14 protein-coding genes are annotated in these 15,594 nt (G+C 67.1%); 6 read left to right on the forward strand and 8 right to left on the reverse strand.

The window, feature by feature from the left end; genetic code table 11:
- Window positions 1-40 precede the first annotated feature (40 nt).
- Complete coding sequence (gene phhA / locus ASD72_RS10885) at window positions 41-925, reverse strand: phenylalanine 4-monooxygenase (RefSeq protein ID WP_056879974.1); 885 nt, start codon at window positions 923-925, stop codon at window positions 41-43.
- A 130-nt stretch (window positions 926-1,055) separates the two neighbouring features.
- Between phhA and ASD72_RS10890 the strand changes: the two genes are divergently transcribed.
- From ASD72_RS10890 to ASD72_RS10900, 3 genes are all read left to right on the forward strand, one after another.
- Window positions 1,056-1,535: an Lrp/AsnC family transcriptional regulator gene (locus tag ASD72_RS10890; RefSeq protein ID WP_056879975.1), complete on the forward strand. Its 480-nt coding sequence runs from the start codon at window positions 1,056-1,058 to the stop codon at window positions 1,533-1,535.
- A gap of 61 nt (window positions 1,536-1,596) precedes the next feature.
- A complete protein-coding gene (locus ASD72_RS10895; protein WP_056879976.1) occupies window positions 1,597-1,899 on the forward strand; it encodes a putative quinol monooxygenase in 303 nt (100 codons plus the stop codon).
- 120 nt (window positions 1,900-2,019) lie between these two features.
- Window positions 2,020-2,631: a hypothetical protein gene (locus ASD72_RS10900; RefSeq protein ID WP_056879977.1), complete on the forward strand. Its 612-nt coding sequence runs from the start codon at window positions 2,020-2,022 to the stop codon at window positions 2,629-2,631.
- 7 nt (window positions 2,632-2,638) lie between these two features.
- Here ASD72_RS10900 and ASD72_RS10905 read toward each other — a convergent pair whose 3' ends face one another.
- A complete protein-coding gene (locus ASD72_RS10905) occupies window positions 2,639-3,676 on the reverse strand; it encodes a patatin-like phospholipase family protein (RefSeq protein WP_056879978.1) in 1,038 nt (345 codons plus the stop codon).
- Window positions 3,677-4,155: 479 nt separating this feature from the next.
- Between ASD72_RS10905 and ASD72_RS10910 the strand changes: the two genes are divergently transcribed.
- A complete protein-coding gene (locus tag ASD72_RS10910) occupies window positions 4,156-6,450 on the forward strand; it encodes a TonB-dependent receptor (RefSeq protein WP_056879979.1) in 2,295 nt (764 codons plus the stop codon).
- 158 nt (window positions 6,451-6,608) lie between these two features.
- On the opposite strand, the gene ASD72_RS10915 is transcribed toward ASD72_RS10910, so the two are convergent.
- Together ASD72_RS10915 and ASD72_RS10920 are read right to left on the reverse strand one after the other, a co-directional pair.
- The gene (locus tag ASD72_RS10915; protein WP_056879980.1) at window positions 6,609-7,415 is read right to left on the reverse strand and encodes a rhomboid family intramembrane serine protease; all 807 of its coding nucleotides are present in this window, start codon (window positions 7,413-7,415) and stop codon (window positions 6,609-6,611) included.
- Between the two features lie 91 nt (window positions 7,416-7,506).
- Window positions 7,507-8,466, reverse strand: coding sequence for a TerC family protein (locus ASD72_RS10920; RefSeq protein WP_056879981.1), 960 nt, complete (start codon window positions 8,464-8,466; stop codon window positions 7,507-7,509).
- A 245-nt stretch (window positions 8,467-8,711) separates the two neighbouring features.
- On the opposite strand from ASD72_RS10920, the gene ASD72_RS10925 reads away from it, so the two are divergent.
- Complete coding sequence (locus tag ASD72_RS10925; RefSeq protein ID WP_056880226.1) at window positions 8,712-9,881, forward strand: class I SAM-dependent rRNA methyltransferase; 1,170 nt, start codon at window positions 8,712-8,714, stop codon at window positions 9,879-9,881.
- Between the two features lie 75 nt (window positions 9,882-9,956).
- Here the strand turns inward: ASD72_RS10925 and fabV are convergent, their stop codons facing one another.
- The 4 genes from fabV to ASD72_RS10945 all read right to left on the reverse strand — a co-directional run bounded on the left by fabV (window position 9,957) and on the right by ASD72_RS10945 (window position 14,034).
- Complete coding sequence (gene fabV, locus ASD72_RS10930; RefSeq protein ID WP_056879982.1) at window positions 9,957-11,174, reverse strand: enoyl-ACP reductase FabV; 1,218 nt, start codon at window positions 11,172-11,174, stop codon at window positions 9,957-9,959.
- A gap of 123 nt (window positions 11,175-11,297) precedes the next feature.
- On the reverse strand, window positions 11,298-11,777 hold the full coding sequence (locus ASD72_RS10935) for a hypothetical protein (protein WP_056879983.1): 480 nt from the start codon (window positions 11,775-11,777) through the stop codon (window positions 11,298-11,300).
- Window positions 11,774-13,210, reverse strand: coding sequence for an amino acid permease (locus tag ASD72_RS10940; protein ID WP_056879984.1), 1,437 nt, complete (start codon window positions 13,208-13,210; stop codon window positions 11,774-11,776). Before ASD72_RS10940 ends, ASD72_RS10935 begins: the two co-directional genes overlap by 4 nt.
- 173 nt (window positions 13,211-13,383) lie before the next feature.
- Window positions 13,384-14,034 carry a suppressor of fused domain protein gene (locus ASD72_RS10945; RefSeq protein WP_155944609.1) on the reverse strand — a complete coding sequence of 217 codons (651 nt, stop codon included), beginning with the start codon at window positions 14,032-14,034 and terminating at the stop codon, window positions 13,384-13,386.
- 164 nt (window positions 14,035-14,198) lie between these two features.
- On the opposite strand from ASD72_RS10945, the gene rmuC reads away from it, so the two are divergent.
- Window positions 14,199-15,545, forward strand: coding sequence for a DNA recombination protein RmuC (gene rmuC, locus ASD72_RS10950; RefSeq protein ID WP_056879986.1), 1,347 nt, complete (start codon window positions 14,199-14,201; stop codon window positions 15,543-15,545).
- Window positions 15,546-15,594: the final 49 nt, after the last annotated feature.

The raw sequence follows: 15,594 nt of genomic DNA on the forward strand, positions 1-15,594 counted from the left end.
TCCGAACCGGAGAGGGATGCCCGCGATTGTACGGTGCGGGTCAGACGTCCCCGCCGTCTGCCCACCCTTCGCCCGTACCGCGGTGGAACACGCGGTCGCCGTCGCGCACGTCACCGGCCGGGACGGCGTCCTGCGCGTCCAGTCGCGCATAGATCGGCGTGAAGTCCGGCGCCGTGGCGTTCATCAACTGCTCGAAGCTGTCGATGACGAAGTAGGTCTTCTGGAACGTATCGATGCGGTAGCGCGTGCGCATGATCCGCTCCAGGTCGAAGCCGATGCGATTGGGCGCGTCCGATTCCAGCGAGTACAGCGACTCGCCCTTCGACGACACGATGCCGGCGCCGTAGATGCGCAGGCCCTCGGGCGTGTTGATCAGGCCGAACTCCACCGTGTACCAGTACAGGCGGGTCAGGTGCTGCAGCGCGTCCGGTCCGATGCCGTGCGCCTTCACGCCGCCCTTGCCGTACGCCTCCATGTAGTCGGCGAACACGGGGTTCATCAGCAGCGGCACGTGGCCGAACAGGTCATGGAACAGGTCCGGTTCGGCGATGTAGTCGATCTGGTCCGGACGGCGGATCCACCAGGTCACCGGGAAGCGGCGGTTCGCGAGGTGGTCGAAGAACTCCAGCTCCGGCAGCAGTCCTTCCACGCCGACCAGCGTCCAGCCGGTGGTGGCGCGCAGCACCTCGTTGAGGTCGTCGAAGCGGGGGATGCGGTCCTGCGCCATGCCCATGGCGTCCTGCGCCTGCAGGAATTCGTCGCAGGCCCGGCCCACCAGCAAGGTGCGCTGGCGTTCGTACAGGGCGCCCCAGGTCGCATGGTCCTCGGCCGGGTACTCGGCCGGCTGGTCGACGATGGCGGTGGTGTAGACCGGCACGTAGCCCTTGTCGGTCTGCTGGTGCTCGACGCGGCGCGGCTCGTTCATGAGGCTCCCCGGGGAAAACGCTGTGATCCGACGATCCTAGCCGCAGATCCACGCAACAGGCTTGCGAAGTTGCGTCCGTACCGACCGATGGCGCAATGAAATTGCATGAATGCGCTAGGATTCGCACGAAATGACCGAAGCCCTCACCCTCGACCGCATCGACCTGCGCCTGCTGGCCCTGCTCCAGCGCGAAGGCCGGGCCACCAACGCCGACATCGCCGCCCAGGTGAACCTGTCGCCGTCGGCCTGCCTACGCCGCATCCAGCGGCTGGAGGCGACCGGGGTGATCGCCGGTTACGCCGCGCGGGTCGACCCGAAGGCGGTCGGCCTGGGCCTGCAGGCGTTCGTGCGCGTGCAACTGGAGCGGCACGACCCGGCGAGCGTCCAGCAGTTCGGCGACCGCGTGCAGGCCTGGGACGAGGTGGTCGCCTGCTACGCGCTCACCGGCGACATGGACTACCTGCTGCACGTGGTGGTGCAGGACCTGGAGCACTTCTCGCGCTTCCTGCTCGACAACCTGCTCAACGCCAGCGGCGTGGCCGACGTGAACTCCAGCTTCGTGCTGCGCGCGGTGAAGACCGACGGCGGCCTGCCGCTGCCCAAGGCCTGACGCGGACATCCCCTGTCCGCGGCGCGTGCTACAACGCGCGCAGTTTCCACGAGGACCCGCCATGTACGGACTGATCGGCAAGATGCGCGCCACGCCAGGCCAGCGCGACGCGCTCCTCGCGATCCTGCTGGAAGCCACCGACGCCATGCCCGGCTGCCTGAGCTACGTCATCGCACAGGATCCTGCCGACGCGGACGCGATCTGGATCACCGAGGTCTGGACCGATGCCGCGAGCCACAAGGCCTCGCTCTCGCTGCCGGCCGTGCAGCAGGCCATCGCGAAAGCGCGGCCGATGATCGCCGGATTCGACAGCCATATCGAAACGGTGCCGGTGGGCGGGCAGGGATTGCCCTCTCCGCAGTGAGCGCACGGAGCATCGCTGTGGGAGCGACGTCAGTCGCGATGATCTGCCGCGGATCCGTCATCGCGACTGACGTCGCTCCCACAAGCCACCAGGCACGACACGTTCGGCCTAGACTGCGCCATGGACGATTTTTTCCCTTCCTGGCAACGCGCCTGGGCCGGCATCGGCGCGGTGGGCGAGGGCGATGCGTTGTTCGCGCGGCTGACGGCGGCGTATGCGGAACCGCAACGCCACTACCACACGCTCCAGCACCTCGGTGAATGCCTCACGGCGTTCGACAACGTGCACGCGCACGCCGGGCATCCGCACGAAGTCGAACTCGCGCTGTGGTTCCACGACGCGATCTACGACATCAAGGGCCACGACAACGAAGAGCGCAGTGCCGATTGGGCGCGCGATGCGCTACGGGACGCAGGCGTGCCGGCCGCCGCGGCGCAGCGCGTGCATGACCTGGTGATGGCGACGCGGCATACCGCCGTGCCGTCCGGGCACGACGAGCAGCTGCTGGTCGATATCGACCTGTCGATCCTCGGCGCGGCGCGCGTGCGCTTCGATGAGTACGAGCAGCAGATCCGCAAGGAATACGCGTACGTGCCGGGCTTCCTGTTCCGGCGCAAGCGGCGCGAGATCCTGAAGGGCTTCCTGGACCGGCCGGCGATCTACAGCACGCCGCATTTCCACGACGCGCTGGAGGCGAGGGCGCGCGACAACCTGCGTCGCGTGACCGGCTGACCGTCGCTTATTGCTTCACCGGTTGACCGGCGGCATCGCACTTCACGTCGCGGCCGAACAGGCGGCCCAGGCGCGAGGGTTCTTCCAGGCAGCGCGGGTCCGGCTTCGGCGGCGCGTGCTTGGCCGCATGCGCCGCGGTGCGGGTGCGCTGCAATTCGGCGAGCTTGGCCTTGATCTGCGGCATCGCCGCCAGTGCGGCGCGTTCGCCTTCGAGGATGGCGGTGTTCTTCTGTTCGAAATCGGCCGGGCCGATGTCGTTGACCTTCGGGCGGATGACGATGTCCGCGCGCGCCAGTTCCTGTTCGCCCAGGCGCTGGCCCATGATGCTGATCGACTGGTTGACGATGCCCAGCATGCTGCCGGGCTTGGTGCCGGGCGCCTTGGTGGAGATGTCCACGGCGATGACGAAGTCGGCGCCCAGCTGGCGCGCGGCATCCACCGGCACCGGACTCACCACGCCGCCGTCGACGTAGCTGGCCTTGCCGATCACCACCGGTTCGAACACGCCCGGGATGCTGCTCGATGCGCGCACCGCCTGGCCGGTATTGCCGCGCACGAACACCGTGCGCTCGCCGTTTTCCAGCTGCGTGGACACGGCGGCGAACGGCTTCTTCAGTTGCTGGATGGTGCGCTTGCCGACCAGGTCGTTGACGTAGTCCTGGAGCTTCTGGCCCTGCACCAGGCCGCCGGAGAACAGGCGCACGTCGCGGATCTTCGCTTCGTCGAGCGCGAAGGCCTGCGTCTGCATCTGGAACGGGTCCATGCCGCTGGCATAGAGCGCACCGACCACGCTGCCGGCGCTGGTGCCGGAGACGACGACCGGCTCGATGCCGTTGGCCTCCAGCATCTTGATCACGCCGATGTGCGCGAAGCCTTTCGCCGCGCCGCCGCCGAGCGCGATGCCGACCTTGACCTTGGGTGCAGCGGGTACCGGTTTCACCACCGCCGGTGGCGGCGCGGGTTTGACGTTGTCGCCGCCGCATGCGGCCAGCAGGACGGCACAGCAGGCGAACAGGAAAGGACGCGAACGGCGGATCAGGCGCATGGGGGCGGGGTAGGGTGGGGCGACCAGCGGCGGAGCATACAGCGCAGCGCCGCAACGAAGGCCAACCAGCGTCGCGTCCTCGGAACCTGTTGTTGCCGTCCAGGATGCGGCCCAGGCCGCCGGGCACCGGGTCGTTGTCGCGGGCCTGTCCACCGGCCTGCGGCATGCGGCCATGGCGTTGGTTGTCGGTGGGGGTGTGGAAAACCACGGGGTCATGGCGGCGATCCGGAGGGCGGGAAGGGGCGCGGCGTCCAGCCCACGCCCCCGCCGTACCGTCATCTGCCAGGGGTCTCATCGACCCCCTGAACGTACCGGAGGCGCCCCCGCGGTACGGCCCCGACCTGCCACGGGCGGCAACCTGCATTACCTTTGCCGGAACGGGACTTCCAGCCATTGCCCCCCTTGTTGCTGTAATGCAACATTCGCGTGCTAGCGCCCTCGCGGCGCCCCGACTCCCACCCACTCGGAAAGCCACCGCCATGTCCCGATTCCGCCCGACCGCTGTCCGGCCGCACCGCCTCGCTTTTGCCATCGCTGCGCTGCTGCCCTTCGGCACCGCTCTCGCGCAGGATGCCGCGCCCGCCACCTCTGAAGCCGCCACCCTCGACACCGTGCAGGTCACCGCGCAGCGCAAGGTCGAGAACATCCAGGACGTGCCGGTTTCCATCAGCACGATCAATGGCGAGCAGCTCGGCGTGTTGGCCTCCGGCGGTACCGATATCCGCTTCCTGTCCGGCCGCGTGCCCAGCCTCAATATCGAATCCTCGTTCGGTCGCGCGTTTCCGCGCTTCTATATCCGCGGCTACGGCAACACCGACTTCCGCCTCAATACCTCGCAGCCGGTGTCGCTGGTGTACGACGACGTGGTGCAGGAAAACCCGATCCTGAAGGGCTTCCCGCTGTTCGACCTGGAACAGGTCGAAGTGCTGCGCGGCCCGCAGGGCTCGCTGTTCGGCCGCAACAGCCCGGCTGGCGTGGTGAAGTTCGAATCCGCCAAGCCGTCGCAGGAAACCAGCGGCTACGGCAAGGTCGGCTACGGCACCGACGACATGTGGAACCTGGAAGGCGCCATCGGCGGCGCGCTCAGCCCGAACTGGTCGGCGCGTGCTTCGGTGCTGTTCCAGCGCCGCGACGATTCGGTGAAGAACACCTATCCGGGCCCGAGCGACGGCTACGAAGGCTATGACGAATCCGCCGGCCGCGTGCAGTTCCTGTACGAAGGCGAAGGCTTCGACGCGCTGCTCAACGCGCATGCGCGCAAGCTCAACGGCACCGCGCGCCTGTTCCGCGCCAACATCATCCAGCCAGGCACCAACAACCTGGTGCCGGGCTTCGACCGCGATGAAGTCACCCAGGACGGCCTGAACTATTCCCAGCTTGAATCGCAGGGCGCCAGTGCGCGGCTGAGCTGGGACATCGGCGAGTACAAGCTGTACTCGATCACCGGCTACGAAAGCGTCGAGACGATGAACCGCGGCGACATCGACGGCGGCTTCGGTGCGCCGTACGCGCCGGGTGGCCAGTACGGTCCGGGCCTCATCCCGTTCTCGTCCGAGACCGCCGACGGCATCCCCGAGCACGCGCAGTGGACGCAGGAGTTCCGCATCGAGTCCGCCTACGCGGGTCCGTGGAACTGGCAGGCGGGCCTGTTCTACTTCGACGAGGACTACAAGGTCGAGAGCTTCAGCTACGACTCGATCTTCACCAACGGTGCGCAGAGCGGTTACGAGCGCATCCGCCAGACCAACGATTCGTACGCGATCTTCGGTGCCGCCACCTGGCAGGCGACCGACAAGCTGGAGCTGCGCGGCGGCCTGCGCTACACCGTCGACAAGAAGGAGCTGACGGTCGAAGCCTACAACGGCACCAAGGGCGATCTCGCCGGCCTGCTGGCCGCGCAGCAAGCCGCTTTCGCCGCTGGCGATGCCGCCGATCCGTTCCTGACCGCGTCGCCGGAAGACAAGAAGCTGAGCTGGGACCTGTCCGCCGTCTACAAGCTCAACGACGACACCAACCTGTTCGCGCGCGTGGCCACCGGTTATCGCGGCAGCAGCATCCAGGCCGCTGGCGACTTCAACAACAAGACCGTCGCGGGTCCGGAAACCTCCACGGCGTTCGAGGCCGGCATCAAGGCCGACTTCTGGGACAAGCGCGCGCGCCTGAGCGCCAACGTCTTCTACTACGAAGTGAAGGACCAGCAGTTGACCGCCGTCGGCGGCGCCAACAACTCCAATATCCTGCTCAACGCCGAAAAGAGCACCGGCCAGGGCTTCGAACTGGACATGCAGGCGTACGTGCTGGACAACCTGTTGCTGACGCTTGGCAGCAGCTACAACGACACCGAGATCAAGGACCCCGACCTGGCCGTGTCGGTCTGCGCGCAGTGCACCGTGACCGATCCGCTGGATGCCAGCGGCAAGGCGCTGATCAACGGCAACCAGTTGCCGCAGGCACCGAAGTGGGTGCATAACCTGACCGCGCGCTACAGCATCGGCCTGGGTGAAGGCAGCGAGTTGTATGTCTACACCGACTGGGCCTACCGCAGCGAAGTGAACTTCTTCCTGTACGACTCGATCGAGTTCACCGGCAAGTCGTCGCTGGAAGGCGGTCTGCGCATCGGTTATGGCTGGGACTACGGCAACTACGAAGTGGCGCTGTACGGTCGCAACATCACCGACCAGACCCGCATCGTCGGCGGCATCGACTTCAACAACCTGACCGGCTTCCTCAACGAGCCGCGCACAGTGGGCGTCGAGTTCAACGCGAAGTTCTGATGCACGCGGCGCCCTTCGTGGGAGCGACGTGAGTCGCGAAAGGGCGCCAAGCCATCATCCGGAAGAAGGAAAGGCAGACCAGAACGGTCTGCCTTTTTCTTTTACGGCATCGACGACGGGCCACATCATCGCGACTTACGTCGCTCCCACAGGACGGATCACGAGGTCGGTGGCTCTCGCGGCGGGCTTTCAACCGCCGGATGGCGGGTAAAACGCAGCACCACGCCGCGCTGCTCTTCTTCCGCAGGTTCGGGGCGTACCCACAGCATCGGCACCTCGCGCGGGGCGGGCAGTTCGAGTTCGTCGGCGCGCGCGGCGGCTTCCTCTTCCTCGATTTCCCAGCTGTATTTCTTCTTCGGCAGCTCGGGGTCCAGGCGACGGAACAGGAACGCGGCCAGCAGGCCCGCCACGGCGCCGCCCAAATGCGCCTGCCACGAGACGCCGGCCTCGCGCGGCAGCACGGTCAGCACCATGCCGCCGTAGAACAGGAACGCGATCATGCCCGCGGCGATCGCCGCGCGGTCGCGGCGCAGCAGGCCGAGCATGAAGATCATGAACATCAGGCCGTGGGTCAGGCCGCTGGCGCCCAGCGTGTGCGTGCCCGGTTCGGCCAGCAGCCACGGCCCGAGGCCCGCACCCAGCCACACCAGCGGGATCGCCCACAGCGTTGCGCGCGGATACACCGCGCCGGCCAGCGTGCCGAGGATCAGCAGCGCCGACGCATTCGCGGCGATGTGCTCCAGCGAGCCGTGCAGCAGCGGTGCCGTCAGGATGCCGAGCAGGCCGTCCGCCGACCGCGGCGCGATGGTGAAGGCCCGCACGTTGAAGCTGCCCTGCGCCGAGTACACGATGGCCAGCAGCAGCACGAACGCCAGGCTCAGGTTGAGGGCACGGAACAGCCGGCGGCGGTCGTAGCGCTGCTGGGATTCCGGGTCGAACGCGGGGTCGTCGGGATGCAGGTCCATGGATCCGTTCTGGCGGCGGCGCGGACGAATGCAAGGGCGGGCGCCCATGGACAGACCATCCCGCGCACGGGATGGTCCGCCAGGACCCGCGTCAGGCGGCCGTATCGGCCTTCTGCGGCCGCGCCAGGCTCAGCGCGATGGTGACGCCCAGGATCGCCGCCACCGTGCCCAGCGCCCACGGCACCGGGATCTTGTAGACGTCGATCAGCAGCATCTTGGTGCCGATGAAGCCCAGCACCACCGCCAGACCGTAGGGCAGCAGGTGGAAGCGGTCGGCCATGCCGGCGAGCAGGAAGAACATCGCGCGCAGGCCCAGCACCGCGAACACGTTCGAGGTCAGCACGATGAACGGGTCCGAGGTGATCGCGAAGATCGCCGGGATGCTGTCCACCGCGAAGATCACGTCGGTCACGCCGATCAGCACCAGCACCACGAACAGCGGGGTGAACCAGCGCACGCCGTTCTCGCGCACGCTCAGCGCCGCGCCGCGGTAACCGTCGGTCAGCTTCAGGTGGTTGCGCATCCAGCGCAGCGCCGGGTTTTTCTCCAGGTCCGGTTCCTTGCCGGCGGCGAACCACATCTTGATGCCGGTCAGCAGCAGGAACGCGCCGAAGATGTAAAGGAGCCAGTGGAACTTCGCCAGCAGCGCGGCGCCCGCGAAGATCAGGATGCTGCGCAGGACGATCGCGCCCAGGATGCCGATCACCAGCACGCGCTGGCGCTGCTCCTCCGGCACGGCGAAGTAGGTCATCACCATCAGGAAGACGAAGATGTTGTCGACGGCCAGGGCCTTCTCGACCAGGTAGCCGGTGAGGAATTCCAGGCCCACGCGGTTGGCTTCCACCAGTCCTGCGGTCTCGTTGACGTACCACCACAGGCCGCCGTTGAAGGCTATCGCCAGGGCGATCCAGCCCAGGCTCCACCACATCGCTTCCTTGAACGTCACCTTGTGCGCGCCGCCATGGCGCATCAGCACCAAGTCGACCAGCAGCGCGAGGACCACCAGGCCGCCGAAGCCGGCCCACAACCAGGGGTTGCCAATCGTTTCCATCGAGATTCCCGAAAAAAGTGGAGGACGACCGCGGGCGCGGACATCTCGGGAACCGGGGAAACGGGGATCCAGGGACATGCCTTCGCCATCGCGGCGAAGGTCTCGCTCACAGCCCGGTGGGCTGCCGTGGGACCGGAGCATCGCTGCTCGAAATGACGGCCGGCACGTTGGGAGCTACTCCCCTTCAGGCGGGAATTGTCCGGATGGCGCGCGGTCGGGTCAACCGCGAAGGTAAAATGTCGTTCATGAACACGCCCAACCCGACCGTACGCCTGAAGAACGCCTGGCGTTCCAGCCACCCGTGGATCTTCCAGAAACTGGTCGAGAAGCCTGTCGCCAAGCCCAAGTCCGGCACCCTCGTCGAGGTGGTCGGGGTGGACGGGGAGTGGATCGGCCGCGGCTTCTACAACGGCCATTCGCGCATCGCCGTGCGCATCCTGGAAACGCACCCGGACATCCCGGTGGATGCCGGCTGGTTCTCGCGCAAGATCGCCGACGCGGTCTCGCTGCGTCGCGACGTGCTGAAGCTGGACGCCATCAGCGATGCCTGGCGCGTGGTGCACAGCGAAGGCGACGGTCTGTCGGGCCTGGTCGTGGACCGCTACGGCGACCTGATCGTCGTCGAGTTCTTCGCTGCCGGCATGTTCCGCCATCGCGAATGGATCTACGAGGCGTTGCGCGAGCAGTTCCCCGGTTGCCGCTTCCACAGCTTCGCCGACGAGCACGTGCAGAAGCAGGAGAGCTTCGACTTCCACGGCAACACGACCACCGAAGCGGCCGTCATCAGCGAGTACGGGGTGAAGTTCCGCGCCGATCCGGCGGGTGCGCACAAGACCGGTTTCTTCGCCGACCAGCGCGAGAACCGCGAGTGGCTGAGCCAGCAGGTGGACGGCAAGACCGTGCTGGACCTGTGCTGCAACACCGGCGGCTTCGCGGTGTACGCCGCGGCGCGCGGTGCGAGCGAGGTCGTCGGCGTGGACATCGACCAGGACGTCATCCAGATCGCCAAGGGCAACGCGAAGCTCAACAACGTGCGGCCGAAGTTCGTGCAGGCCGACATCTTCCCGTACCTGCGCGATGCGGCGAACCGCGGCGAACAGTACGACGTGGTGATCCTGGACCCGGCGAAGATGACGCGCGACCGCGAGCAGGTGATCGCGGCGCTGAAGAAGTACCTCGACATGAACAAGCTCGCCCTGGGCGTGGTGAAGCCCGGTGGCCTGTTCGCCACGTTCTCGTGCACCGGCCTGGTCAGCGAGGAGCAGTTCCTCGACATGCTGCGCCGTGCCGCGTACTTCTCCGGCCGCACCATCCAGATCCTCAAGGTCGCCGGTGCCGGCCCCGACCACCCGTTCATGGCGCACGTGCAGGAATCGCGCTACCTGAAGGCCGTGTTCTGCCGCGTGGTGGATTGAGCCGGAAGGGCGTTCCTCCACGGACACGAAAAAGGCGGGCCGAAGCCCGCCTTTTTGATACGCCACGCACGGCGATCAGCCCTCCGGCGACAGCTCGATGCAGTCGAACTGCACGTCCGGGTTCACGTCGGCGTCGTAGTCGACGTCATCGCGTTCGAAGCCGAACAGCTTCAGGAACTCGTGCTTGTAGTTGGCGTAGTCGGTCAGCAGGAACAGGTTCTCGCTGGTGACCTGCGGCCACAGCGCCTTGGCCTGCGCCTGCACTTCGGACTTCAGTTCCCAGTCGTCCAGGCGCAGGCGGTTCTCGTCGTCGGTCGCGGCCGGGGCACCGTCGGTGCGGTACATGCGGTCGCGGAACAGGCGGTCCAGTTGCTCGATGGTGCCTTCGTGCAGGCCCAGTTCCTTCATCACCTTGAACACGATGCTGATGTAGAGCGGCATCACCGGGATCGCGGAGCTGGCCTGCGTCACCACCGATTTCAGCACCGCCACGTTCGCGGTGCCGCCGGTCTTCTGCAGGCGCGCGTCCAGCCGCTGCGCGGTCTCGTCCAGGTCCACCTTCGCGCGGCCCAGCGCACCGTGCCAGTAGATCGGCCAGGTGATGTCGGTGCCGATGTAGCTGAAGGCCACCGTGCGCGCGCCGTCGGCCAGTGCGCCGGCCTTGTCGAGCGCATCGATCCACAGTTCCCAGTCCTGTCCGCCCATCACGGTGACCGTGTCGGCGATTTCCTGCTCGGTGGCCGGCTCGATGGTGGCCTGGACGATGGCGTCCTTGTTCGTGTCGATGGCGGTGGACGTGTACGGCGCGCCGATCGGCTTCAGTGCCGAGCGCTTCACTTCGCCGGTGCCCGGCAGCTTGCGCACCGGCGAGGCCAGCGAATAGATGACCAGGTCGACCTGGCCGCCCATCTCGGTCTTGATCAGTTCGATGACCTTCGCGCGCGCCTCGTCCGAGAACGCATCGCCGTTGATCGAACGGCTGTAGAGGCCGGCGTCCTTGGCCGCCTTGTCGAACGCGGCCGAGTTGTACCAGCCCGCAGTGCCAGCCTTCTTCTCGTTGCCGGGCTTCTCGAAGAACACGCCCAGCGTGTCCGCGCCGAAGCCGAACGCCGCGCTGATGCGCGCGGCCAGGCCATAGCCGCTGGAGGCGCCGATCACCAGCACCTTCTTCGGCCCGTCGCTGCGCACGCCTTGCGCGCGGGTCGCGGCGATCTGGTCGCGCACGTTGAGCGCGCAGCCGAGCGGATGGGTGGTGGTGCAGATGAAGCCGCGGACTTTGGGATGGATGATCAACGTCGTAACCCGGGGGATGGTGTGCCTGCGCGGCATCTTAGTGCTACCGCAAGGTTTAATGAAGTTCTACGCCACACGCATGCGTATGTGGTCGTTCAACCGCACGGGAAGTTGGTTTCCGGTTCAGTCGGGACGGGTGGTGCAGTCAAGGAACTTGGAACCGGACGTCGGCAAGTCGATGTATTCGCAGGACTGCCTAGTCCCTAGGTCTTCGAGCACGAGGCCTACAGCCCTTCGATCCTCGCTGTAGCGATGATTCAAGCCGTATGTGTGGCCGGCTTCTACCGTAAAGCGGAAATCGCTGATCCGCGCGCTTGAAGTAAGAAAAGGATTCTGTCCGCGCTCCAGCGCGAGCTCGGCGTCGAGGGTGTATGTTCCGGGGGCGAGACTAAAGCTTGACAGTGCAGGTCGAAGACGCTTTCCGTTGATTCTAGTGATGCGGATGATCACAAGGTCAGAGTTGACGGTCCACACACCCGCCACCGCATCGGGATCCGGGTTCGTGGAAATGAACTGCTCTCCGCGATTTGGATTGCCTTTGGCCAACGACCCAGATGCCATGGCAAGCAGCATGAAAAGAATTGCCACCGCGATCTTCGTCACGCATCGCCGCCTTTCGCCAGCATGCTGTTGCGGCGGCTGTAGGCCAGGTAGACGACGATGCCGACCGCGTTCCACACCAGGAACCACAGCTGCGTGCGATGCGGCAGGCTCCAGAACAGGTACAGGCAACCGAAGATCGCCACCGGGCCGACCACCCAGGCCAGCGGCGTGCGGAAGACGCGCGGACGGTCTGGTTCCCGCTTGCGCAGCACCAGCAGGCACACGCCCACGGCAACGAACGCCGCCAGCGTGCCGGCGTTGGCGAGCGCGGCGATTTCGTCCAGCCGGGCCACGCCGGCCAACGCCGCCACGAGGATGGCGGTGAACACGGTGATCGCCACCGGGGTGCCGGTACGCGGGTTGACCTTGGACAGGCCGCGCGGCAGCAGGCCGTCGCGCGACATCACGAAGAAGATGCGGCTCTGCCCGTAGAAGAACGCCAGCAGCACGGTCGGCAACGCGATGATCGCCACGACGCCGATCACCAGCGCGGCCGTGCCGTGCCCCAACTCGCGCATGATCAGCGCCAGCGGCTCGGCGCTCTGGCCGAACACGGTGTAGCTCAGCGCGCCGACGGCGGCCACCGCGACCACCAGGTAGATCAGCGTGCAGCCGACCATCGAGCCGATGATGCCGATCGACAGGTCGCGGCCGGGATTCTTGGTCTCCTCGGCCGCGGTGGAAATCGCATCGAATCCGTAGAAGGCGAAGAAGATGATCGCCGCCGCCGCCATCACGCCGCGCTCGACACCGTCGGGTCCGATCGATTTCGGGAAGCCATACGGCATGAACGGCTGCAGGTTGTCCGCATTGAACGCCGGCAGCGCGACCGCGATGAACACCGCCAGCGCGATCAGCTTGAATACCACCAGGATCGCGTTGAGCGTGGCGCTTTCGCGTGTGCCGGCGATCAGCATGCCCGCGACGAGGAAGGTGATGACGATGGCGGGCAGGTTCAGCACGCCGCCGGCGTGTGGACCGGCGGACAGCGCGGCGGGCAAGGTGACGTTCCAGCCGAAACTCTGTTGCACCCATTCCAGGAAGCCGACGAAGTAGCCCGACCACCCCACCGCGACCGTGCTGACGACCAGCGAGTACTCGAGGATCAGGCTCCAGCCCACGATCCAGGCGATGGCTTCGCCCAGCACGCCATAGCTGTACGTATACGCGCTGCCGGCGGCCGGCATCATCGTGGACAGTTCGGCGTAAGCCAGCGCGGCACAGGCGCAGACCACGCCGGCCACGACGAAGGAGATCAGCACCGCGGGGCCGGCCTTCTCGGCACCCACGCCGATCAGCGTGTAGATGCCGGTGCCGACGATGGCGCCGATGCCCAGCGCCACCAGGTGCGGCCAGCTCAGCGTGGGCACCAGCCGGCGGCCTTCTTCGTGCTCGGTGATCCGGTCGATGGATTTACGCCGTAGCCAGCTCATGGAAACTCCTCGAATGCGTCAATGGGGCGGTATGCCGACCGCGGGCCGGCATGGATAAGGTGAGGGGGCATGACCCGCGGGCGCATCCCCGCCCCGGGGCCGCCAGCAGCCTATGCGCGCACGGCGTGGCTGGCAATCGGCGGTGCACCACGCGGCGTGCCGCGCGGGACGGTTCAGAGATACGAAGGCCGCGCCGGATCGAACACCAGCGGGTAGCGGTGCACGTCCAGCAGGTCGAGGAACACATCCAGCCCTTCGTCCGAGCGGACGAGGTCGTACTCCGCGTCGGAGACCAGGTGGACCACCAGCGGCTCCACGCCCTGGCCATGCAGGTGCAGGTTGTCGAACAGATGGCGGTCGGCCGCCACGACGGGAGGCAGCAGCAGGAAGGTCGAGAACGGGGAGCCCGCCATGGGCGGTTCCGGCAGCGGCACGGTGTGGCCGTAGCCCAGCCAGCTGTCTTCGGCGAACGGCAGCTTGGACAGCCAGCGCAGCTGTTCGATGAAGGACGGGTGCGGTGCGCGCACGTACCAGAACAGTTCGCGCGCGGCGGATTCGTCGCCGTCGTAGCCGTCGGGCATCGGCATCAGCCGGTCGCTCATCCCGCTGGTGACCAGCACGTAGCCTTCGTCGTCGCCGTCCACGCAGGCCTCGACGAAGGTGCGCGCGTACACGTGCACGTCCACCCGGTGCCGCCGGTCGCTGTCGCGATCGATGCGTTCGGGCTCGCCGAGCGCCGCCAGCAGGGCGGCTTCACGCGCCGCCGCGAGGGCAGGCACGGGATCGGGCGCGGCGCCCATCAGTGTGCGGAGGCGTTGCAGCAAGCCGGCTTTCCCCAAGCGGTCGGTGCGCCGCGACTGTGCGCCGGCCCTTCCGGGGGGTCAAGCCACGTATCCGCATCCCGTGACGCGGCGCGCGCTTCCCGTGCGAGGCGGTTCGCGCTGCGCCTCCGCTCAGGCGGTGAGACGCCAGCGGCTACACTGTGGGAATGGATTCCCAGACCCTGCTCGTCCTCCTGCTGATTCTCGTCGCCGTGGCCGTCGTCCTGCTCGCGGTGCTGGTGCTGCGCCGGCCGGAAGCCCGCATCGGCGACCTGCTGGAGCGCGCGCTGCGCGATGAACAGCGCGAGGGCCGCGGCGAGTTGCGGGAACAGTTGGAAGGCCTGTCGCGTGCGCAGGACGCCCGCATCGACGGCTTCGCGCGCAACCTGGGCGACCTCAGCACGCGCACCGACCAACGCCTGGACGTGCTGCGCGACACCCTGACCGAGGACGCGCGCAAGGGGCGCCTGGAGTCGGCCGAATCGCAGCAGCGCTTCGCCGACACGCTGGGCCTGCGCCTCAACGAGCTCACCCAGCGCAACGAACAACGCATCGGCGAGATGCGCGCGACGCTGGAAGGCCGCCTGAAGGAACTGCAGGCCGACAACGCGCAGAAACTCGAACAGATGCGCGCGACGGTGGACGAGAAGCTGCACGCGACGCTGGAAACCCGCCTGACCGAGAGCTTCGGCAACGTCACGCGCATGCTCGCGCAGGTGCACCAGGGCCTGGGCGACATGAACAAGCTGGCAGCCGATGTCGGCGGATTGCAGCGCGTGCTGACCAACGTGAAGAGCCGCGGTGTGTTCGGCGAAGTCCAGTTGGCGGGCTTGCTGGAGCAGGTGTTCGCGCCCGACCAGTACGCCGGCAACGTGGCCACGGTGCCGGGCAGTGGCGAGCGCGTGGAGTTCGCGGTGCGGTTCCCCGGCTCCTCCAGCGATTCGGTGGTATGGCTGCCGATCGACGCCAAGTTTCCGCGTGAGGACTACGAACGCCTGCTCGATGCCCAGGAGCGCGCGGACGCCGACGCGGTCAAGCAGGCGGGCGATGCGCTGGAGCGCGCCGTGCGCAAACAGGCGCAGGAGATCCGCAAGTACATCGCGGTGCCGCACACCACCGAATTCGCGATCATGTTCCTGCCCACCGAGGGCCTGTATGCCGAAGTGCTCCGCCGGCCCGGGTTGTTCGAAGCGATCCAGCGCGACCAGCGCATCACCATCGCCGGGCCGACGACCCTGCTGGCGCTGCTGACCAGCCTGCAGGTCGGATTCCGCACGGTGGCGATCGAGAAGCGGTCCGCGGAGGTCTGGAACATCCTGGCGAACGCCAAGCGCGAGTTCGGCAAGTTCGGCGACGTGATGGATTCGGTGAAGACCAAGCTCGACCAGGCCAGCAAGCAGATCGACCAGACCGGCGTGCGCACGCGCGCCATCGAGCGCAGCCTGCGCGAGGTCGAATCGCTGCCCAGCGGCGGCGAACCCACGAAGCTGCTTGGCGGCGACGAAGCGGAGTGAGCCCGCTCTCGCGCGGAAACGAAAACGGCGCCCAGGGGCGCCGTTTCGT

The sequence above is a fragment of the Pseudoxanthomonas sp. Root630 genome (genome assembly GCF_001427585.1).
Taxonomy (GTDB): Bacteria; Pseudomonadota; Gammaproteobacteria; order Xanthomonadales; family Xanthomonadaceae; genus Pseudoxanthomonas_A.